The organism is Bacillus sp. FJAT-27225 (assembly GCF_001685025.1).
Classification (GTDB): domain Bacteria; phylum Bacillota; class Bacilli; order Bacillales; family Cytobacillaceae; genus Bacillus_D.
Genome location: NZ_MAYU01000023.1, coordinates 249,608 through 270,939, shown reverse-complemented (window position 1 = coordinate 270,939; position 21,332 = coordinate 249,608). Strand labels below are relative to the sequence as shown.

The window sequence follows — 21,332 nt, the reverse complement described above, 5'->3', positions numbered from 1 at the left end:
TAGTTAACGTGTTAAATAGAGTAGGAAGCCCTTTTCAAGGGTATGATTACTATTGTGAAAATAAGGATGAAGGAGTTGTACATATGATTTCTTTAAAAGGAAAAAATGCGATTATTACCGGAGCAGGCCGGGGAATCGGACGTGCGATAGCGATTGAACTCGCCAAGGAAGGCGTCAATGTAGGGTTGATTGGGTTGAACATGGCAAACCTTGAAAAGGTCAGCGCCGAACTGGATCAATACGATGTCAATGTGTCAGCAGCTTCCGCAAACGTCACAGACCTGGAGGCGGTCACACATGCTGTTGAGCATATCAAATCCGACCTGGGTCCGGTTGATATCCTTATCAACAATGCCGGAATCGGGAAGTTTGGCAAATTTCTTGAGCTTCCGCCCGATGAATGGGAAAACATCATTAAAGTAAACCTGATGGGCGTTTACAATGTCACAAGAGCGGTGTTGCCTGAAATGATTGAACGCAAGACAGGAGACATTGTAAATATCTCCTCTACCGCGGGACAAAAAGGTGCGCCAGTAACAAGTGCCTACAGCGCATCAAAGTTTGCTGTGCTGGGCTTGACTGAATCCTTGGCACTCGAAGTCCGCAAGCATAATATCCGTGTAACCGCTTTGACACCAAGTACCGTCGTTACTGACTTGGCGGTGGATACGAATTTGATAAGTGGAGACGCTGAACGAGTCATGCATCCAGAGGACCTGGCAGAATATCTCGTAGCCGGGCTGAAGCTGAATCCGAGGGTATTTGTTAAATCTGCTGGGCTGTGGTCGACGAATCCGTAAAGAGTTACAGCAGTTCATTTCGGATGGTTTTTGTGCTTATGCAGAAACCATCCTTCTTTTTATATGACTGCAATCTTTTTTGGCAAAAGCCGATTGCTTGTTCTAAAAAATTATGAGAATTACAATGAAGGGGAACCGTCCACTAGCAAACAATAGAAGAGGAGGTTTTACAATGTCAACGAACTTTTATGACAAATCACACACACGCCATTTCAACAGAATAAGTGAACTAGCACCGGAACAGGCTGAAGCATTTTCAAATTTTAATGAAGCTGTTTTTCAGGAAGGTGCCCTAAGCAAAAAACAAAAGGAAATCATTGCGGTTGCGGTCGCACATGTTACCCAGTGTCCTTACTGCATTGATTCGCACACGAAAAAGGCAAAACAAGAAGGCGCCTCCCTCGAAGAACTTGTCGAGGCAGCTTTTGTAACGGCAGGAATTGAAGCTGGCGGTGCGATCACCCACAGTACCCACATCAAAAACGCTCAGGACTCTGACGCCGAGGATTCCCTGTACACAAGAAGCAACCTAAAGAACCTTAGCTTCATTGGCAGAAATGCCCATGTCGGGTTCAGGGGCTACTCCAATTTCAGTGCTGCCTCAACGAAGGAAGGAAAGTTAAGCACTAAATTCAAGGAAACAATCGCTGTTGCGGTAGCTCATGCAACCCAATGCCCATACTGTATCGAGGTCCATACGAAAAAGGCGGTTGAGGCTGGCGCAACAAACGAGGAACTGTCTGAAGCAGTCCTTGTTTCATCCGCAATGCTGGCCGGCGGAGCATACGCCCATATCGCCAATCTGATTGAAAGCTACGGGGAGTAAGCTTTTCGGCTGTTTTACTTCTTGATGATTATGCGCACTTTACGATAGACGGTTTTCTCCAAAAGTATGAACTGTAAATACCCATGCTAGCGGAAAAAACCTCTATGGAATAGGGAAGGATGGTTCTGCCCGGAACCATCCTTTTATCATTTATACCGGATCGTACCAACAAATAATAAAGGACTTTTTTTACCTTCTGCCCTTTCTTCATAGTAAAAATTATAGAGAAGGACAGCTGTGTTAAGAAAGCCCTTGTACTTGCCCTCAAATGCAGGAACGATAACTTCATCATAGGAAAAACCGTTTAATGCTTCCTCTAGGCTCTCCGGGGGCTTTTCAAAAAATTTGGCTTCTCGAAAATCTTCATCATAGTAATCTATGAAAAAATCCTCTCCTAATCGGGATGGCAGCGCATCACCGTCCTCTGTAAATTCAATCTTCAAATACTCATCAAGGTCTCTCTTGGATTCAAACCCGCCAACCCATAGCGAAACATATCCCTCTCTCTCCATCCCAATCTCCCTTCTAAAGGGGACGGTTCTTTGTTTGCCGGCAAACCAAAGAACCGTCCCTATTTACTTCAAAAACCCTTCAATATGCCCGTTGAGCTGTTCGAGGTCATCAACGAGCGGTGAATGCCCACAGTCGGTGAGCTCTACGTATTTGGCATGCCCGCCGAAATCCGCAATGATTTCCTCAGTCATAAGTTTATTCACAACTAAATCGCGGTCCCCCCATAGGACAAGAACAGGAATGGTAATATCTTTTACCTGGTTCGTCCCTTCCGCTAGGCCGTTATGCCTGCTGCTGATATTGAAGGTATTAAGAGAATGATAGACTTCAGCAAGCGTGCGCTGGGTCAGCATATCATCGACATATTCTTCATACCGTTCAGGGTCCGGCTGGTTCTTTGTATAGATGAGCATATTCCAGGTTGTCTGAAGGAAATCCCTGTTTTTCTGGTCATATGCTGTCTGAATGGCAACTGTGGTTGGATGTACTTTCACGTCTTCATAAGTTGCAACCCGGTTGTTCAGGTCCGGCTGGCCTTCAGGGGTTACTCCGAAGAATGGGTAACCTCTTGTTGAAGCGGATTCGAGCAGAATCAGTTTATCGCAGTACCCTGGATAGTCAGCCGCAAACTGCATGGAGACAGCTCCACCCGTCGACCAGCCAATCATTGCAAAATCCTTTAAGCCAAGTTCATCAACAAATAGCTTAATATCATCTGAAAAATCCTTGATAGACATAACCTTTTTGTAGTAGGTTGATTCCCCGAATCCTCTCATGTCCACGGCAATGACTTTGAATTCCGGATCCATCCTGTCAATCAGCAAATCCCAGTGCTTGGAGGATGTCATGTTGCCATGCACAAGTAGGACCTTTCTCTCCCCGCCTTCCCGTTTCCGATAAGAGAGCGTCTCTCCATTTGATAAAGCAACCTTCTTGAATTCGACTGCCAGCGTCTCTGTCTTCTCCACTGCAAACACCCTTTCTTCATGGTATGGCGCATTTATGTATATTTGTAAGTCTATTGAATAATTCTGTTTTTATTATGAAAACCCTTCCATTTTTTTCTTTTAAGGAAGAATTTCATCTGGAAAACTATATTTTTGGGCTTAAATCCTAGTTGCCTGGAATTTTTTAAAAAGGCTGAAATATAGTAAAATAGACTTGGACAACTTTATGTCTATACATACTTAAATTCTATTAAAAGGAGAAGGTAAATGTTGAAAAAACTCAGGCTCCACCGAAGGATTTTGGCCTCTGTTGCCACTGCTGCGTTATTGGTTTCTACTTTTGTACCATTTGCTTCAGCTGCCCCAAAGGATAAAACAACTTTTACACTATCGATTATGCACACCAATGACACACATGCACACTTGGACAACATCGCCAAAAAGGCAACTGCAATTAAGGAAGTACGAGCCGAAAAGCCGAATTCCCTTTTGCTTGATGCCGGGGATGTACTTACAGGTACTCTTTATTACAATCAGTTTCTTGGACAGGCAGACTTAGAATTTATGAATCTCATGGGGTATGATGCTATGACATTTGGGAACCATGAATTTGACTCAGGTTCAACACCGGAAGGCCACCAAGTGCTTGCCGATTTCGTTAGAAACGCCTCATTCCCATTGGTTAGTGCAAATGTCGATTTCTCCGTTGATCCCAAGTTCGCAAAACTCTATCAGGATCGTATCAAAAACAACCCAAAGGGTGGCCAGATTTACGAAGGGATTATCAAGAAAGTTAATGGCGAGAGGGTAGGAATTTTCGGATTAACCACAGAAGAAACCGTCAACCTTTCCAGCCCACAGGTTAAATTTGAAAACTATATTAAGGAAGCCGAAAAAGCAGTTGCAGAATTTGAAAAAGTCGGCGTTGATAAAATAATCGCCATAACCCATCTCGGCTATGACGATAATCCTACTGTTGATAATGACCTCGTCCTTGCAGAGCGGGTTGACGGGATTGACGTCATTGTCGGCGGCCATAGCCATACAAAATTGATTGAGCCAGTCGTTGTGAATAAAGATGAAAAGGGCGTTGCTAAAAATCCTACCGTTATTGTCCAGGCTTATCAATACAATGATTTCCTCGGAACCTTGGATGTTCAGTTTGATAAAAAAGGAGTCGTAGTCGGACAAAGCGGAGCATTGATTGAAATCAGCAAAAAGACGGAAGATCCAGAAGTAGCAGCATTATTGACAAAATACTCAAGTGAAATTGCTGAACTCAAAAACACCTCAACTGGCGCAACAGCGGTCGAGGCCCTGCCAAATCCACGCCTTACGGATCCAGCACCTGTCAGTGTCCGGAGAGATGAAACAGCGCTTGGAAATCTGATTGCGGATGGAATGCTTGATAAAGCAAAAGAATTCAACCCCAACACAGTTATTGCTTTCCAGAACGGCGGTGGTATCCGTGCAGCAATTGATCAAGGTGATATTACCCTCGGCGATGTCCTGACTGTTTTGCCGTTCGGCAATACTTTGGCAGTCATGGACTTAACTGGATCGCAAATTATCAGGGCTCTTGAACACAGCGTTAGCTCCGTTCCAAGAGAGAACGGCGGATTTCTACAAGTATCAGGAATGAAATTCACCTATGACAGCAGCAAGCCCGCTGGAAGCAGAGTCCAGTCTGTTGAAGTAATGAATGCCGATGGCACCTATACTGCATTGAACCCTACCGCAACCTATACTGTGGCGACCAATGCCTTCACTGCTAAAGGCGGGGATGGATATACCGTATTCGCCGAGGTGTACAATCAGGGCCTTGTCACCGACTTGGGAACCCCTGACTGGGAAGTCTTTACTGAATACGTGCAGGAACTCGGAACTGTCAACCCGCAAATTGAAGGACGAATCGTTGATTTAGCACGATAAAGTGAAACTTCAATCAGTGAGGGGGTTCTCATCCCCCACTGATTGATAGTTGAACCAATCGGGCTTTTACGGGCTGTTTGTCCCCCCACCTTCGCTTCTTCGGCTCCCCTTAGGCATTATTGTGGGGCTTACAGCCCGTTAATGCGGGATAAAAGTTTGGCCTTTCACCTGCACTTAGCAGAAAGAAAGGCCTTTTTTCTTACAGCAACATGCCGTAACCATTTCATACTAACTAAAAACAGTGGCAATAAACCACTCCAATATAATCAGCTACATCTACCACTCCGAATATCCATCGCTCATATTGTAAATATGCTTGAACCCATTTTGGCTGAGAATCTCCGAGGCTTGCTGGCTTCTGTTCCCGCTCCTGCAGTATACTAAGTAGGTTTTGTCCTTACCGAGCTTGGCCATTTGACTTTCAATGACCTGAAGGGGAATCATGATAGCACCTTCGATATGGCCAGCCTGGTATTCTTCAGGGGTACGAACATCCAAAATTCCATCAATCTTTCCGCTGTCCACCAGTTCCTTCGCTTTTTCTGCATTGACCGTTTCATAGGAACTGCCGGAACAACCTGTTAATGCAAGAATGAGAAGGAGAAACAAGACTGAAAACTTCTTCATTTATACAATTCCTTTCTGTTTGGACTCCTATGGACATTTTACTACTGTTTTCCGTTGAAAAATCTTGTTAATATTGACAACCATTCTACGATTTTGTGCACTTTCCTTCGAAACAAGCCATTAAAAATAAAACTCCACGGTTCGGCCATACTAATCAGTATAGGAAATAACCAGGGTGACTATATGAACCGTAACTACGCAATCGACTTTATAAAATTTTTAGCTATATTGGCTGTTGTGGTGATCCACACCTTTCCGAGTGACCATGTGATTGGCTACTTTATTCTTGATAACGTTTCAAGATTTGCCGTGCCCTTTTTCTTTATGGCTTCCGGGTATTTTTTCGGCCTTAAAGTGAACATAACCCCTAATAGCGGAGACTATTTTAAAAAGTACGTTATTAAAATCCTGAAGATATATGCCAGCTGGCTGGTTTTTTACTTTGTATATGATGTTATTAGAATTCTAATAGGCAGCGGGGATGTACAGGAGAAGCTCTTCGACTATATGAAGGGATTTACTGTTCTCAAGCTGTTGTACTATGGGCAGGGGACGAGCGGTTATCAGCTGTGGTTTGTTATTGCGCTTGTTTGGAGCATTACAGTTGTCTTTTTATTTTTCAAGCTTGGTAAAATCGGACTGTTACTGGCGGCCAGCCTTTGTTTTCATATTGTCGGTCTTTTCGGCCAAGCCTACTCAATATTTCTCCAACTGCCGGAAAGCACTCGTGACGCGTTGTTTTTCGGCCTGTTTTACACAACAGCAGGGTTTTGGTTTTCTTATTACAAACCTCTGCAACATCGAAAGCACTTGAGCAAGAAGATTAACCTCCTATTATTTATGCTGTTTTCAATCTTGCAGATTTTAGAAGGGCTATGGCTTGAAAAAGAGCTGGGGTCAAGTCATGGCGAATTCTTTTTATCCACCATATTCCTTGCCATTTTCCTTTTCTCGTTTGCGTTGCATAACCCACAGCTTGGCAAAGGGCTGCTGATCACCAAAATTGGCGGCAACGCACTTGGAATTTATGCGGTTCATGTTTTTCTAATCGATATGGTCGATGTGTTATTCCGGGCAATAGGCCTTAAGGAATCTTCGCATCTGATTATTTGGAACCTGATTGATACATTCCTTGTGTTCAGTTTATCGTATCTCGCATACCAGCTTGTACAAATTGCTAAGAGACGCTTTTTACCCAAATAGCACTTCACCCAAATTCCTATCTTCTTTTGACTAAGGCATGTCCTTTTCGACCTCAAACCTATATATAAAGGATGGAAAGAGAAATTGAAATCCGAGGAGGAATTTTTTATGCCTATTTATTCATTTGATGCCCAGGAAATCGTATATCGTTTAGCAGGAAACGCCCCGATTAGGGAAGGGGAGTACCTTGCGAAAATTGCAGACGTAAGTGTAAAACAAATTGACGACGGAAGAAGGCCCATTAAATGGGACCTTGCCGTAATGAACAGCAATCGGATCCTTGAACACCTTCACTGGATTGATAAGCCAGGCGGAGTCGATCTGCTCATTTCAGATCTCGATAACCTTGGAATTGCTTACGAAGAAGCTACCCTGCCATCGACTTTGAATTCCCTTATTGGTGCAACTATCTCTATTTATGTAAAGTTCATGGAGGACGATAGAACAACTATCTTTTTTCTTGAGCGGGTGTAGGGAGAAGCGACGCTGTTTCGTTTGATGCGAGCAGCCTCCTTTTTGTTTGATGTCATTTTTAACAATGTATAGGGAATTTATTTAACATGTTTAATAGTTTTTATGTGAGGTAACGTCCTATGGAGGGGGGATTGCGGTGTTTTCATGGGACGACCTCCATACATTTGCGTGGGCTTTTTTTGTCGTATTACCAATTGTAGCCTTCATACATGCCTTTGGGCACGTTTTTTTCGTCTATCTATTTGGAGGAAAGGCAGACTTAACGGTCGGAAGAGGAAGAAAGATATTCACATTGGGGCGGATGCACTTTTTCCTCCTTTATTTCATTGATGCTGCATGTGCGTACACCGAAATTAAAAACGGGAAGAGGTGGAAACACGCATTAATTTATGCAGGCGGCGTCATATTCAACGGTTTAACCATTCTTATTGTGAACTTACTGATTATCGAGGGCATTTTGCCAACGCATCAATTCTTCTATCAATTGGGTTACTTTTCTCTTTACTATATATTTTTTGCTCTCTTGCCTGTAAACTTTGGCGAAGACAACCCAAGCGACGGGATAGCAATCTACCTAGCCTTACGATATGGATACTCCTTTAAAGAGTTTGACTAATAGGATTGCCAATCCATTAGCACGGGAGTATACTCGAATCGCCTTCCTTTCAGGTTCCACTCACTCATATTAAACTCAAAAGGACGTTCTGCCTGCTTTCAATCGAGCCGACAAAACGTCCTTTTTTAATTAAATCCATACGAGACCTATGCAACCAAAGGAATCCTGCCTCGACCACAGCAAACCAAAACCGTCCGGTTTTACTCCACTGTTACAGAGAGTGATTTTACTAAGATGGATGGTGAGCCGACTGGCGAGAGCGGGAAGGCAAGATCGGCGCCGACAGCCTTGACGTCCTTGAGCATTTGATAAAAATTGCCCGCTATCGTCATCAGGTTCATCGGATATTGCACCTTACCATCCTTAATATAGAATCCATTAGCCGCAACTGAGAAATCCCCCGATACTGTGTTGGCACCGGAATGCAATCCGGATAGGCTCGTAATCAGAACACCTTCATCCACTGAACCGAGCAGAGCGTCAAAATCCTTTGAAGAAGGCTCGATATAGAAATTGGACGGGCCGACTTTTACGGCGGATTTATATGAATCCTTATGCGCATGGCCTGTCGTAGTGGTTCCATCCTTCTTGGCAGTTTTCTGATTATGAAGCAAGGATTGCAGTACACCTGACTCAACAACAGTTAATTTAGTTGTCGCTACTCCCTCACTGTCAAACGTTCGGCAGCCAAGTCCCCCTTTCAGGAATGGATCATCGACAATTGTAATCTTGCTAGAGGCGATTTCTTTCCCGCTTTTATCCTTTAAAGGAGATACGCCTGCCTGCGTATTTTCTGCTGAAAAATTACCCGAGTACACTGCCAGCAGCTGGGCTGCGGCATCGTTTTTAATCAGCACAGAGTAATTTTTACTCTCAATTGGCCTCGAGTTCAATTGGGCAAGTGCCTTCTCCGCAGCCCTTTGGGCAATCTCCCTGGCATTTAAGCTGTTAAAATCCTGGGTTAGTTTAAATTCAAAGGCCGTCTTGGTTTCGTCGCCGTCCTTGACGACTGCCTCAATTAAAACGTACAAGTAATTGATACGGTTGCTTACATTCAAGCCTTTATTGTTGGCAAGGGTTCTCGTAACAGACTCATGCCGGATTGAGCACCAGTCAGTCGAGCTAAACCGCGAATCAATGGAAAACAATTCTCTTTCCATGTCCTTAACAAATTGAATTTTTTCAGGGATACTTACCTCGTCAAGCGAGTCCGAATAAAAATCCCCTTCTTCATAAAAGCTGCTTCCAGAGAAAATCTCTTCCCGTTCCTCATCATTCATTACCTGCGCATTTTCCAGCGCATTTTTTATTAAAAAAGGAATCGAGTCCTCATCCAGTTTTTCTGTATAGGCATAACCCATCTTTCCATCGACGATGCCCCGGAACGACAAGCCACCGTCTTCGGCTATCTCGTACTGGTCAATTTCCCCCTTGTACACCTGACAGCCAAAGACTTCCTTTTTCTCCGAATAAATTTCCGCATCCGTAAAACCGTTCTTCTCCGCTTCCTTAAACAGCAGCTCACGTATTGTCATCGCCTATTCCCCCTTTGTCCCACCAACAGTGATTTCACTGACACGGATCATCGGCTGGCCAACATTCACCGGGATGCTTCCGCTCTGGGAACCGCACATGCCAGCTGCGTGGCCAAGATTGTTTCCAACCAAATCAACGAGCTGGAGGGTTTTCGGCCCATTTCCTATTAAGGTCGCGCCTTTCAGCGGACGGCCAAGTTTCCCGTTTTTCACCTCATATGCTTCTTCAATCGCAAAATTGTAATCGCCTGTTGCCGGATTGACCTGTCCTCCGCCCATATACTTCGCATAAATGCCATGTTCTGTATTGGAGATAATCTCTTCAGGTGTCGATTTTCCCGGTGCAATATACGTATTCGTCATCCTTGAGGTTGGCGCAAACCGGAATGATTGCCTCCGCCCTGATCCAGTCGAGTCCATTCCCATTCGCCGGCTATTGAATTTATCAATCAAGTATCCTTTTAAAATTCCATTTTCAATCAGAACATTTTTCCTCGCCTTTTCGCCTTCATCATCGATTGTGATTGAACCCCATTCGTTTGGAATCGTTCCATCATCTATGTAGGAAACAATTTCCGGTGCCACCTGCTCGCCAATCCTGTTGGCAAACACGGAATTATTTTTCGCAACAGCCGTAGCTTCCAAACCATGTCCGCATGCCTCGTGGAAAATGACACCACCAAATTCATTATCAATAATGACCGGGAATTTCCCGCTTGGACATGGAGCCGCATCCAGCATTGTTACCGCAATGCGGGCCGCTTCGTTCGCATAATGGTCGAGGTTGAGATTTTCAAAGAACTCAAAACCTTGATAAGATCCAGGGCCATAAAAGCCTGTTTCCATTTTATTGTCCCGGACCGCGACAGCCTGGATTGCCAGCCTTGACCGAACCCGTTTATCTTCAACAAACTTTCCTTCCGAATTTGCTATCAGTACGTTTTGCTCTTCGTCCATATAGCGGACTGTCACCTGAGAAATTGAGGAATGATAGTTCTTAGCTTTTTCGTAGGCAGCCTTTATGATTGCTGCCTTGCGTGCTTTCTCAACATCCTGGGGCATAACTTGGATTGGGTGAATGGAATCCACCGTCTGCTGGGTGAAAGAGGCCAAACGAACGGACGCTTTCCCTTTAATCGCCTGGGCTGCACGATTGGCGGCCTTCACAAGCCCTTCCTGGCTAAAGTCGGTCGTATACGCATAGAAACTCTGAAACTCGTTAAACACGCGAATTCCTACACCGAAATCCCGGCCTGACAAGGCCGTTTCAACTCTCCCACTTTGGAAAGTAAGATTATTGGTAAACCTATCCTCAACGAAAACCTCCGCAAAATCCCCACCCGTCGATAAAGCCGCGGTAAGTACATCTTCAACTACACTTTTACTTAGCATATAGCCCTCCTGTTATCGAAAATTTGACCACCCTGTTTGTATATTCAATATATTCCGCCAATATTCCTGTTTTTTTCCTAAAAAGAATATATTGGGAACCCCTTTTCGGGTCGTAAGTCCTATTTCAACTCGGGCCTAAAGAAGGCTTTCTCACTTATTGCTTTTATAATAGAGGAAAACAGGCTGGCGTAAAGAATTACATTGTTAACAAATAAATAGGGGGAGTCATGAAAAATGAATCGTAAGAAACGGCCGGCCTTACTCATTGTCTTTGCGCTGCTCTTTTCGATAATTGTTCCAGCCCAGACCTTCGCGGAAAAAGGGAATACGCAGGACCCTCAATTAAATCAGGTTCTTGAAAGATTGGTCACGATTGAGATCAAGGGAGAATCTGATATTAAGAACCCGTACGAAGAGGCGCTCAATATGTCAGACCGTATTTGGAGCATCCCGCGTAATATTCTGAATGTAGCGCACAAACAGGGAGTCCGCTTAAAGTTTATTGATTTCCCGATTACTGATCTGCCAGAATATGCTTATCTAAAAGGAGTCGTTCCAAGGGGCTGGGAAAATACCGGCTATACGTGGGATGATGTTCCGGGGATTGGAGGCAAAACAGTGGTAGCCAGGATTGGCTATAGCTACCAGAGGATGCACAGCTCCGTTAACCTCGAATTGCATGAATTGGCCCATGCGATTGATTATTATGTTTTTAACAATATTAGTTATTCCGATGAGTTCAACCGGCTTCACGCGCTGGAACATGACAGTTTTAGCACCTTCTATTATTATGACTACAAAGAAGAGTATTTTGCCGAGGCATTTGCCTTCTATTATGCAAGTGAGGAGTCCCGAGCAACACTGAAGGATCGCGCGCCATTAACGTATAAATTCATCCATGAGCTGCAGCGCAATATCCCCGCGGAAAACCACCAAACAGTAAAGAATTAATGAGCCAGCCATCTGTTTTGGAAAACAGATGGCTTTTTTGAATAAAGGTAGAATTTCTCAAACACAATAAGCGCTCAAACTAAACAAAAAAACCTAGCCCTGTCTTCCATTTGAGGAATCCGCGGCTAGGCTTTTTAATTACTATTTACTTTTTAGGGATCTCGCAACCTTCATCATTACAGAAGTCCCCATCCTGACCAAGGACTGTAATCTTCTTTTCATCCTCGGCAATCACTTTCTGGAGCGCCTGCACGAAAACTTCTGCTGGCTGTGCACCAGAAAAGGGCGTATTTATTGTTGATCAGGAAGAATGGAACTCCTGATATTCCATACTGGCGAGCCAGTTGCTCATCGGTACGAACCTCAGCAGTCATTTCCTCACTGACAAGCATGTTTTTAACTTCTTCCCTGTCCAGCCCCACGTCGGCAGCCAAATCCGCAAGTGTATCTTGGTCGCCAATATGCTTGGACTCAGTAAAATAGGCTTGCAAAATCCGCTCGGTCATTTCCTTCATCAGGCCCTTTTCCTTGGCGAACATTGTCACCCGGTGAGCATCGAACGTATTCGTCTGGATCAAGGTATCCATCTGATAATCCAGACCGACTTCCTTCGCCATTTGCACGACACGGTCCGTATTAGCTTTTGCCTGGGCAAGGCTCATGCCATATTTCTTGGCCAAAGTCTCATTCATACTTTCTTTTATATCACGCTTAGCTGTTGGATCAAGCTCATAACAGCGATATGTCACTTCAATTGGATGATTAACCTGTTTAATAGCGTCCTCCAGACGCCTTTTGCCAATATAGCAAAACGGTCAAGCAAAATCTGTCCACATTTCAATGTGCACGGTTCATCCCTCCTACTGGTATCTTCTAACATAGTATAGGGGTAAATGATCGTTTTTACACGAAAATTGACTCCAACGAGAAATAGGAATATCAAAGGTGACTAATCAGCAACCTACGATTTGTACCGGTCTCTGTTTTACTTATTTCATACTTTGGCTAAGCTCTGACATCATTTCTTTATCCATTGGGCCAACTACTTTTTGGCGTATAATCCCGGCGCTGTCGATAAAATAACTAGTTGGGATGGTAACGGCTTGGTATGTCCGGCCAACTTCGCCATCTTCATCAAGCAGTACAGGGAAGGTTAGCCTATATTCTTTTGCAAATTCCTTGATATGGCCGGAATTTCTCTCAGTATCCGTTAGATTCACGGCAAGGATTTCAATGTCCTTGTTTTCCGTCCCTGAGTAAAAATCCTGCATGTGAGGCATTTCTGCCTTACAGGGCGGGCACCAGCTTGCCCAGAAATTCAGGATAACCTTCTTTCCGCGCAGCTCTGACAATCTGATTGATTTTCCATCCAGTGTTTGCACTTGAAAGTCAGGAGCCAAATCACCTTTGTTTACTCCTGTCTTCACATCTTCTGTACTCACTTGTGCAGCTTGATCCACCGAGTCCTCTGAAAGAGCCCCATTCACGGACATGCTAATCAAAACGAACAAAATAAGCACAGAGGTAATGATACCTTTTTTCGCAAAGAGGCTCTTTGGCTTTATAAAAGAAATGCCTAGTATGGCTAAAGCATATAATCCCAAGAGGAGATGAGCCATATTACGGGGTTCAAGAATGAAAAAAGCCAGCAAATAATAGCTGCTTATGACCGCAAAGCTAAACATGAAGGCTGACTGCACCATTACCAAAGCAGGTACATTTTGTTTACGCCCCTGGATAAAGAAGAACAGGATTGAAACAGGGATCGCTAACATCAACCCTTTACTGCCTCCGGTAAAATAGAGCAAGGAAAGCAAACTCTCCTTCACAAGAGAGGGCTCGAATAGGAGTAAGCTCAACTTCCATAAAACAAAACCTACTATAAGGCTGTTTGATAGACTATCAAATACCCTTTTGGTTAACTCGGTTTCTGCCTTCCGCATCCATAGCTTTAAAAATAGAAGACCGATTAGGATGGCAATTCCAAGCAGAGCCCATTTTAATAAAATGGATAAAGAACCAATCTGTATAACTTGCATATGCCCTCCCTTTTTGCAGTCCGACTTACCAAAAGCTTATAAAAATTTGCTAATTAACATAACAGCTCCTACCAGGAGCCAAATGAAAACACCAGGTCAAACAGGCGGCACCGTCCTGTTTCGGGTGTTTTCTCCAATCGCTCAACCGCCGGATTTACACGTTTTTTCTCGAGATTTCTTCATGTTCAGGCCCTCCCTACAGGACTTCAGCATTGACCATGCCAATCCCTTCGTATGCAGACTCATTACGCTTATGTTTGTCAAACTTCCTTCCAGATGTTTTTCTAAAACAAATTAATCTTAGCTGTTATTCGACTTTGCCTTCCCATGCTAGCATGCCCCCAGAAAGATTCCTTACCTTAAAACCTTGGCTTTCCAGATAATGTGCTGCACGGGCACTTCTTCCCCCAGAATGGCAGACGATAATATATTCCTTGGATTTTTCGAGATCCTGCTTGCGGAACTCAACCAATCCGAGCGGAATGTTTACAGATCCTAGAATTCTCCCAGCAGCAACTTCATCCACTTCACGTACATCAATGATATTTAGTGCTTTTCCTTCAGTTAGCAAAGCTTGAACTTCTTTAGGTGATATTTCTTCCATAGTTAAATCCTCCTGTTTAATGGGACCATATTATATACCCCGGCAGGTATTAAAGAGAACAAAAAAACAAAAGGAGTAAATTACCCCAATGGGTATGTTTCAAAAAGGTGAAGAGACTTTCACCTTTTATGTTACCTGCTTTTGACTAGAAGATTGACAGCTTCCTTAATTAGATCCTCAGGGTTGCCTTCGCCTTCCTCATTTGCCTCTTGGACACAATGCACCAAATTCGAACTAACAACTACACCAATTGTCCTGTCCATCGCAGATCGTACAGCTGACAGCTGGGTAATCACATCTCTGCAGTCCTTATCTTCATCCATCATTTTTAAAATTCCTCTTAATTGGCCTTCCATTCGCTTAACTCTATTTTTAACTTGGTCATTATACTCCATATAATGTCCTCCTTAACAAGGTTCCGCCTTTTTGCTGTTTGTTGTAATTAAATATGTGGGGCTAATCATGGTATATCCGGAAACACGGAAGCCTTTTTTCCTAAGAAAACGGGCTCCTATATTTTTATCCAATGTACTAGAGACAACTAAAACCAAATCCATGTTTTTAGGTATTTCATGAAAATTACGATTAAGATACGCATAAGGAATGTTGATCGCTCCTGGAATGGGGTGTATGTTTAACTCATTATAATTTCTGATATCAACTACTATTTGTTTATCCATACTCAGGTCTTTTAAATCTATATATGAAGCCCCAAGCACAGGAATATAGCGTTTATATAAAGAAATCGAAATAAAAGCCATTACCATTAATATCAATAGTGTCACTTGTTCCACCCCTTATTTGGATAACAAGTTTTATATTATACCCCCATAGGTATATAATCAATGATATTGCTCAAAAAAACACTCCCTATGTGTCATAGGGAGAGAATTGATAAATAGATAATTTTTATGCCTCTTTAATTCTTATTTAGCTTCCATGGACTGAGGGATACATTAAAGAAGGGGTGGTTCCCTCTAGACAGAACCATCCCAAATTTAATTTCTATATTTCACCGTTAAGCCTTTCAGGAAATTTCGCGCAAACTTATCTCCGCACTCTTTATAATTTTTATGCCCTTTCTTCCGGAGCAAGGCACTTAATTCACCCTTCGTAACTGTAATGCCTGCCATTTCAAAAATCTCAATCATGTCCTCACTTGTCAGCGAAAAGGCAATTTTCACTTTTTTCAACAGCAAATTATTAACACTTTCTCTTACATTCACAGGTGCAGGACTTTCAGGCTGCCCAGGTTTCGAATCTTGCCTTCCTCTTTTAAAGACGATCAGCCCATCGAGGAAAGCATCGAGCTTACTATCATTGATTTTCAACTGGCCGTTGTCATCTTCCTCATTAGACTTTGTTAAAATTCTAAGCACATCTTCCTTTGTTACTTCGATTCCGCCAAGTTTAAAAATCTCAACCATATCCGTGTTTTTAATATCCAATGCATACCGCAGCCGGATTAAAATATCATTATTCTCCATCCATTACACTCCTATCGATCCACAAACTAAAGTTATAAACAACTATACACTGCAGTCTTGAGTGTCGCAAACAGGGACGATTTTTCCGAATTTTCCTTTTATAGCCGGGTGCGGCAGCGGACTGTCTATGCCTCTATTGCCGTTTCGGGCGTCGTGACATACTTATCGACTCCCTTAATTGAATTTCTGAGCTATTAAGGGCGTTGAGAAACACTTATCAACGACCTTAATTGAATTCCTGAGCTTTTATGGGCGTTGAGAAACACTTATCAACGACCTTAATTGAGTTCCTGAGCTATTAAGGGCGTTGAGACACACTCATCGACGCCGTTAATTGAGTTCCTGAGCTGTTAAGGGCGTTGAGACATACTCAGCAACGGCCTTAATTGATTCCACCGCCGTGTCGGCGTTGATCCACCCTGAATTGTTTTCCTGTAATCCTTCGGCAAACAAGAAGCGGTCCCTCTCATAATCGCTAATGGACATGCATAAAATGTACAAGTCCTTCTTTGAGTGGTGATTGTTCTGAATTTATATTTGAGTTACATTATTTTAGGGCTTACATTGGCCGCACCAATTGGCCCGGTTAACTCGGCTCGGATTGATAAGGGGCTTAAAAATGGGTTTTGGCACGCATGGGCAGTCGGTACAGGCTCGATGTTGGCTGATGCCACCTTTATGCTGACAGTTTATCTTGGATTGGTTCGTTTTCTTGACTATCCATATGTACAAGTGTTTCTCTGGCTATTCGGCGGCTTTATTCTAATCTATTCCGGAGTCGAGAGCATTCTTGGGGCGCAGAATCTTAAGCTTGAACACAGAACTGCAAGGGACTCAATTTTAAAATGCTTTTTCTCCGGGTTTCTTATTTCCATCTCCAGCCCAATGTCGATTTTATTTTGGCTCGGCATTTACGGTTCAGTTCTTGCAAAAACAGCTTCCTCCTACGGCCCTGAAAAATTGCTGATTTACAGCTCAATGATCTTTCTCGGTCTTTGCCTATGGGATATTTTTGTAGCCGTACTGGCAAGCGGCTCGCGAAGGTTCCTGAATGCGAATACCCTCGTTGCCATATCTGTTTTATCGGGACTGTCACTGGTCGGTTTCGGGGTATATTTTGGGGTGCAAGGGATACAAGCGCTTGCCGGGTTATAATTAGGCTATTGTCGAAACCTGTTCAATAGCCAAGCCCTTGTTGCAAAAGGGTTTTTGCAAATTTAATCAAACGTTTGATTAACAAAAGTCCGACAATTTTCGTTTAATTAAAAAGAAGCGGGGGACGCTCCCCTGCTTCTTATACCACTGGCTCTTCATTGTTATGCTCTGCTGCCATATTTTTTAGTGTTACCTTGCTGATTTTTCCTACATGGGTTTTGGGCATTTCTTCAACAAGAAATATTTTCTTTGGAACCTTATAGCCGCCGAGCTTCAACCGGCAAAATTGTTTGATGCCATCTTCCGTCAGTGTGCTTCCTTCCTCAAGTACAACGAAGGCTGTCACAGCTTCCCCCCACTTTTTATCCGGAGCTCCTACAACTGCGGCTTCCTGAATTTCCGGATGTTCGCATAGCCAATGCTCGACCTCTAGCGGATACACTTTCTCCCCGCCAGTAATAATCATATCTTTTTTCCGGCCAACAATATAATAGTACCCGTCCTCATCCTGACGAGCCAAGTCCCCTGTATACAGCCAGCCCTCTCTTAATGCATCCTGCGTTGCCTGCTCATTCCCCCAATAGAAAGAAAAAGCATGCCGCCCTTGGATGGCCAGCTCCCCTACCATTCCCGGTCGCGCCTCTTCTCCAACCTCATTTACTATTTTTACAGAGTTGTACATCATTGGCTTTCCAACCGATCCTCGCTTCTTTTGGGCATCTTTCGGGTCAATATAAAAATTGTTCGGGCCTGCTTCCGTCAGCCCGTACCCTTCTTTAAATTGTTTTCCTTTTTGCGAAAAAGCTTCATAGATTTCAAGAGGGCAAGGTGCCCCGCCTGACAGGAATAGTTTCATATCATTGAATTCTGTTGCCTGGAAACGCTCTGATTTTACAAGCAGATGATACATCGTCGGCACAAACAGCACAATTGTACATCGGTATCTGACCAAGTTTTCTACTGCTTTCTCGGGGGAAAATTCCCTTGCTATTGCGACCGAGCCGCCTGCCATCAAAACTGGTATCGTTAATGCATTGAGCCCGCCGGTATGGAACATCGGCAGGTATGTCAGTGTCTTGTCTTCGTTAGTCAGGTTCCAACTGACAATCGTCGAGATCCCATTCCAGAGGATCGCCCTGTGGGATAAAACCGCACCTTTCGGATAGCCCGTCGTACCGCCTGTATAAATCATTGCCAGCGGATCCTCGTCGTTAATTTCCGCAAACTTGGCGGCTGTTTGACTGAGTTTATCCGTATAATGGGTTATCACCCCTTCATAGTGACTGCCATCGATGCAAAGACTGAGATCCAGCCCATTCCAAAACGATGATACTTGTTTAGCAAAATTGGAATGGAAGCAGAGTATCTTAGGAGTACAATCTTGGATAATGAACGACAACTCGCTTTGTGCCAGCCGCCAGTTGAGCGGAACAAAAATAGCACCAATCTTCCCGCAGGCAAACAATAAATCGAAATAACTGATATCGTTCGGTGCAAGCAGCGCAACCCTGTCCCCTTGCTGGATCCCCTGCTCGAAAAGCCAGCGGGCCATCGCCTTTGCCCGGGTATTGATTTGTTCAAAGCTCCAGGATCTATCTGTTTCCGCATCGGAAATCGCGGTGGCTGACGGCGTTAGTTTCGCCCTTGATTCAAGCCAATCCAGCTCACACCTCACAGCACTCTCTCCTTTTCCCTTTCATCTTGGGTTTATTTTAGGAAAAGATAGTTGCACGGCAGTTACAGTGGGCGATTTGTAGACATTAAAGTAGTTGGCAGCTGCTTACAGGTTGTGCTGTTGGAAAAGCCCTTCTAAAAACCCACACTTTTTCAGTAGTTAAAATCTTTTCGATATAGTTACTGCCTGATAGATACTAAACGCTCGATTGCAACTTATAACCATTACAGGCCTGCTACATTAGCTAGTTTTCACTAGCCATGGAATTGTAATGAGACAAAGACTAGATTACAGCCATAAACCATGGATTCCACTAAAGAAAACCAATAGAAAAAGAGCGCACCTTATGCGCTCCACTCAGACTAAAACTATGACTCTCCTACTACTTCTTTAATAAACTCCATTGCTGAATCGACCGATTCGAAAAGCATATCCTTGTCTTCCTGAACATGGGTAACTTTGACCCGCCAGCTTTTCCGTCCGCTGTCCAGCTCAATATCTGTCAGCTGGAACCGAAGGACAAATGATGTCACTTGTTTGGCCTCCATTAGGAATCTCCCTGGCTGATCGCTTCTGTTTTCACCGGAACCGCTTGTTTCTTTTTCCGCTTAAAGCTAAGCTTTCGCAGCGAGCCGACAATGCCTTTCGGGAAGAACATGACTGCAAGGATGTAAATAATTCCGAAGAAGATGATCCAGCGCTCGAAGATGACGTGTACCTTGGCGAGTTCAACAAGCCAGTGATGGGAAAATTCAATGATTCCCGCTCCAATGATGGCTCCCACCAGCGTTCCGACACCGCCGATAATCGTCATCATCAGAGCATCAAGGGTAACATCCATCGCGAATACGCTCGTGTTTACGAATCTTAATGACACAGCGTAAAGGATTCCCGAAATTCCCGCAAGCACACCTGAGACCACGCTCGCAATGACCTTGTACTGCAGGACGCTATAGCCAAGCGATTCTGTACGCTGCTCATTTTCCCGGATAGCCTGGAGCACTTTCCCAAGCGGGGAATTGGTGAAGCGCTGCAGCAGCAGGAATACAACAACCATGGTGGCAAGACAAATTAAGTAAAACTCCGTCCTGTCCTTTAAGAAATCTGGCACCCTGAACGTAAAGCCGTCATTGCCATACGTGATAGTCCGCCATTTTTCAGCAAGAACGAGAAACAGCCCGGAGAATGCCAATGTCAGCATTGCATAGAAATGGCTCTTGAGCCTGAGGGTCAGCAGCCCGACAAAGTAGCTAACAATCCCTGTCAGTAAAATCGTGACCAGAACCGCCAGCAGGAAATAGTTCGTTTCAGGCTCAAACTGTTTCATGAAGACACCGACAGTATACGCGCCGATTCCAAAAAACATCGCATGCCCGAATGAAACAATCCCAGTGTAGCCAAGGAGGATATCGTAGCTCATCGCAAAGATTGCAAAGATAAACACCTGCGAAAGAAGAATCAGAAGACTCCTTGATTCGTAGACAAACGGCAGAATGGCCAGGAATGCAGCAACCAGCACATAAAGTAGTGTTAATTTACTTGAAAATAATCGTGTCATGCTCTTCTCACCCCTTTGCCCCGAACAAGCCCTGCGGCCTGAAGACTAGTACAACGACCATCAAGAGCATATTTGCTGCCAATGCCAAATCCGGCACATAATAGGCCATGAATGATCCTGACAGGCCAACGAGAATGGCTGCCATCGCCGAGCCGGAAATGCTGCCCATCCCGCCAATAACGACAACGATAAAGGCAAGGATTGCGAACTCCATCCCCATTTCCGCATAAATGACCCCTGAATACGGTCCGAGCAGCATCCCGCCCAGAGCCGCCATTCCAGCCCCAATCATAAATACGAACATAAACACCTTTTGAATATTAATGCCAAGCGCCTGAACCATTTCTTTGTTCATAACCCCGGCCCGGACAATCAGACCAATTTTCGTCCGCTTAAGAAGAAATTGGACAAATAGGAACACCAGGAAACCTACCGCAATAATAAAGGCTCTGTATTTAATAATCAGTACATCGCCAATTTCCCAGCTGTCAGCCAGAAAGGCGGGTGTTTTTGCTGAGATTTGGTTCGGTCCCCAAAATACCTTCAGCAACTCAGACAAGACAAGCATTAATCCCAAAGTAATCAAGATTTGCTGAATGTGGTTTCCATAGACTGGTTTGATAATCCATCGTTCGATTAGAATGCCAAGAATCATTCCGGTCAAAATGGCTACGCCGATACCAAAAAGAAAACTGCCTGTTTGATTATAAATCCATATACCGCTATAGGCTCCCCAGGCAAATAGCCCGCCATGGGCAAAATTCAGGACATCCATCAACCCAAATATCAAAGTTAGGCCGGCAGCCAGCAGGAATATAAGCATCCCTGTCGCCAGGCCATTAATGCTTAAATTAATTAGTAGTTCCAACCGTTTCTCCTCCTTCCGTTTGGAAAAGGGTGCAGCTGTACGAATGAGTTCCAATTAGCCGCTGTTCTTTTCACCCTTAGCGCCCAGGTTGTGGGGATGGTTTCCCACAACATACTCGGGCGTTGTTACT

23 protein-coding genes are annotated in these 21,332 nt (G+C 44.0%); 8 read left to right on the top strand and 15 right to left on the bottom strand.

Annotation, left to right across the window (positions count from 1 at the left end; translation table 11 throughout):
* The first annotated feature begins 83 nt into the window (after positions 1 to 83).
* On the top strand, positions 84 to 800 hold the full coding sequence (locus tag A8F94_RS20195; RefSeq protein ID WP_066204563.1) for a 3-ketoacyl-ACP reductase: 717 nt from the start codon (positions 84 to 86) through the stop codon (positions 798 to 800).
* A 172-nt stretch (positions 801 to 972) separates the two neighbouring features.
* Positions 973 to 1,626, top strand: a complete 654-nt coding sequence (locus tag A8F94_RS20190) for a carboxymuconolactone decarboxylase family protein (RefSeq protein ID WP_066204560.1) — start codon at positions 973 to 975, stop codon at positions 1,624 to 1,626.
* Positions 1,627 to 1,772: 146 nt separating this feature from the next.
* On the opposite strand, the gene A8F94_RS20185 is transcribed toward A8F94_RS20190, so the two are convergent.
* Positions 1,773 to 2,138, bottom strand: coding sequence for an immunity 22 family protein (locus A8F94_RS20185; protein WP_066204557.1), 366 nt, complete (start codon positions 2,136 to 2,138; stop codon positions 1,773 to 1,775).
* Between the two features lie 63 nt (positions 2,139 to 2,201).
* Positions 2,202 to 3,107: an intracellular short-chain-length polyhydroxyalkanoate depolymerase gene (gene phaZ, locus A8F94_RS20180; RefSeq protein WP_254660913.1), complete on the bottom strand. Its 906-nt coding sequence runs from the start codon at positions 3,105 to 3,107 to the stop codon at positions 2,202 to 2,204.
* 246 nt (positions 3,108 to 3,353) lie between these two features.
* On the opposite strand from phaZ, the gene A8F94_RS20175 reads away from it, so the two are divergent.
* Entirely contained in the window at positions 3,354 to 5,018 is a 1,665-nt protein-coding gene (locus A8F94_RS20175; protein ID WP_066204553.1) for a bifunctional metallophosphatase/5'-nucleotidase, read from the top strand.
* A gap of 276 nt (positions 5,019 to 5,294) precedes the next feature.
* Here A8F94_RS20175 and A8F94_RS20170 read toward each other — a convergent pair whose 3' ends face one another.
* Positions 5,295 to 5,645, bottom strand: a complete 351-nt coding sequence (locus tag A8F94_RS20170) for a rhodanese-like domain-containing protein (RefSeq protein ID WP_066204547.1) — start codon at positions 5,643 to 5,645, stop codon at positions 5,295 to 5,297.
* A gap of 183 nt (positions 5,646 to 5,828) precedes the next feature.
* On the opposite strand from A8F94_RS20170, the gene A8F94_RS20165 reads away from it, so the two are divergent.
* The 3 genes from A8F94_RS20165 (at position 5,829) to A8F94_RS20155 (ending at position 7,938) form a co-directional block, all read left to right on the top strand.
* Complete coding sequence (locus A8F94_RS20165; RefSeq protein ID WP_066204545.1) at positions 5,829 to 6,848, top strand: acyltransferase; 1,020 nt, start codon at positions 5,829 to 5,831, stop codon at positions 6,846 to 6,848.
* Between the two features lie 108 nt (positions 6,849 to 6,956).
* Entirely contained in the window at positions 6,957 to 7,322 is a 366-nt protein-coding gene (locus A8F94_RS20160) for a hypothetical protein (protein WP_066204542.1), read from the top strand.
* 136 nt (positions 7,323 to 7,458) lie between these two features.
* The gene (locus tag A8F94_RS20155) at positions 7,459 to 7,938 is read left to right on the top strand and encodes a hypothetical protein (protein WP_066204539.1); all 480 of its coding nucleotides are present in this window, start codon (positions 7,459 to 7,461) and stop codon (positions 7,936 to 7,938) included.
* A gap of 200 nt (positions 7,939 to 8,138) precedes the next feature.
* On the opposite strand, the gene A8F94_RS20150 is transcribed toward A8F94_RS20155, so the two are convergent.
* A complete protein-coding gene (locus tag A8F94_RS20150; protein ID WP_066204536.1) occupies positions 8,139 to 9,473 on the bottom strand; it encodes a TldD/PmbA family protein in 1,335 nt (444 codons plus the stop codon).
* A 3-nt stretch (positions 9,474 to 9,476) separates the two neighbouring features.
* Positions 9,477 to 10,865, bottom strand: coding sequence for a TldD/PmbA family protein (locus tag A8F94_RS20145; protein WP_066204534.1), 1,389 nt, complete (start codon positions 10,863 to 10,865; stop codon positions 9,477 to 9,479).
* Between the two features lie 234 nt (positions 10,866 to 11,099).
* Here A8F94_RS20145 and A8F94_RS20140 point away from each other — a divergent pair, with 234 nt between their 5' ends.
* Positions 11,100 to 11,816 carry an anthrax toxin lethal factor-related metalloendopeptidase gene (locus tag A8F94_RS20140; RefSeq protein WP_066204530.1) on the top strand — a complete coding sequence of 239 codons (717 nt, stop codon included), beginning with the start codon at positions 11,100 to 11,102 and terminating at the stop codon, positions 11,814 to 11,816.
* Positions 11,817 to 12,034: 218 nt separating this feature from the next.
* On the opposite strand, the gene A8F94_RS20135 is transcribed toward A8F94_RS20140, so the two are convergent.
* The 6 genes from A8F94_RS20135 to A8F94_RS20110 all read right to left on the bottom strand — a co-directional run bounded on the left by A8F94_RS20135 (position 12,035) and on the right by A8F94_RS20110 (position 15,946).
* Positions 12,035 to 12,571 carry a DsbA family oxidoreductase gene (locus tag A8F94_RS20135; protein WP_254660923.1) on the bottom strand — a complete coding sequence of 179 codons (537 nt, stop codon included), beginning with the start codon at positions 12,569 to 12,571 and terminating at the stop codon, positions 12,035 to 12,037.
* A gap of 234 nt (positions 12,572 to 12,805) precedes the next feature.
* Complete coding sequence (locus tag A8F94_RS25175; protein WP_077247839.1) at positions 12,806 to 13,855, bottom strand: peroxiredoxin family protein; 1,050 nt, start codon at positions 13,853 to 13,855, stop codon at positions 12,806 to 12,808.
* 307 nt (positions 13,856 to 14,162) lie between these two features.
* Positions 14,163 to 14,459, bottom strand: a complete 297-nt coding sequence (locus A8F94_RS20125) for a rhodanese-like domain-containing protein (RefSeq protein WP_066204528.1) — start codon at positions 14,457 to 14,459, stop codon at positions 14,163 to 14,165.
* 131 nt (positions 14,460 to 14,590) lie between these two features.
* Positions 14,591 to 14,854 (bottom strand): metal-sensitive transcriptional regulator, encoded by a 264-nt coding sequence (locus A8F94_RS20120; protein ID WP_066204525.1) that lies wholly within the window; start codon positions 14,852 to 14,854, stop codon positions 14,591 to 14,593.
* A gap of 12 nt (positions 14,855 to 14,866) precedes the next feature.
* Entirely contained in the window at positions 14,867 to 15,244 is a 378-nt protein-coding gene (locus A8F94_RS20115) for a rhodanese-like domain-containing protein (RefSeq protein ID WP_254660912.1), read from the bottom strand.
* Positions 15,245 to 15,457: 213 nt separating this feature from the next.
* Entirely contained in the window at positions 15,458 to 15,946 is a 489-nt protein-coding gene (locus tag A8F94_RS20110; protein ID WP_066204523.1) for a DUF1456 family protein, read from the bottom strand.
* Between the two features lie 519 nt (positions 15,947 to 16,465).
* Here A8F94_RS20110 and A8F94_RS20105 point away from each other — a divergent pair.
* On the top strand, positions 16,466 to 17,101 hold the full coding sequence (locus A8F94_RS20105) for a LysE family transporter (RefSeq protein ID WP_066205128.1): 636 nt from the start codon (positions 16,466 to 16,468) through the stop codon (positions 17,099 to 17,101).
* Between the two features lie 139 nt (positions 17,102 to 17,240).
* Here A8F94_RS20105 and A8F94_RS20100 read toward each other — a convergent pair whose 3' ends face one another.
* From A8F94_RS20100 to A8F94_RS20085, 4 genes are all read right to left on the bottom strand, one after another.
* Positions 17,241 to 18,776: a class I adenylate-forming enzyme family protein gene (locus A8F94_RS20100; protein ID WP_066204520.1), complete on the bottom strand. Its 1,536-nt coding sequence runs from the start codon at positions 18,774 to 18,776 to the stop codon at positions 17,241 to 17,243.
* Positions 18,777 to 19,144: 368 nt separating this feature from the next.
* Positions 19,145 to 19,324, bottom strand: coding sequence for a hypothetical protein (locus A8F94_RS20095; protein WP_066204517.1), 180 nt, complete (start codon positions 19,322 to 19,324; stop codon positions 19,145 to 19,147).
* The gene (locus A8F94_RS20090) at positions 19,324 to 20,334 is read right to left on the bottom strand and encodes a branched-chain amino acid ABC transporter permease (protein WP_066204514.1); all 1,011 of its coding nucleotides are present in this window, start codon (positions 20,332 to 20,334) and stop codon (positions 19,324 to 19,326) included. The genes A8F94_RS20095 and A8F94_RS20090 overlap by 1 nt, the downstream gene beginning before the upstream one ends.
* Positions 20,335 to 20,341: 7 nt before the next feature.
* Positions 20,342 to 21,202: a branched-chain amino acid ABC transporter permease gene (locus A8F94_RS20085; RefSeq protein WP_066204511.1), complete on the bottom strand. Its 861-nt coding sequence runs from the start codon at positions 21,200 to 21,202 to the stop codon at positions 20,342 to 20,344.
* Positions 21,203 to 21,332 lie beyond the last annotated feature (130 nt).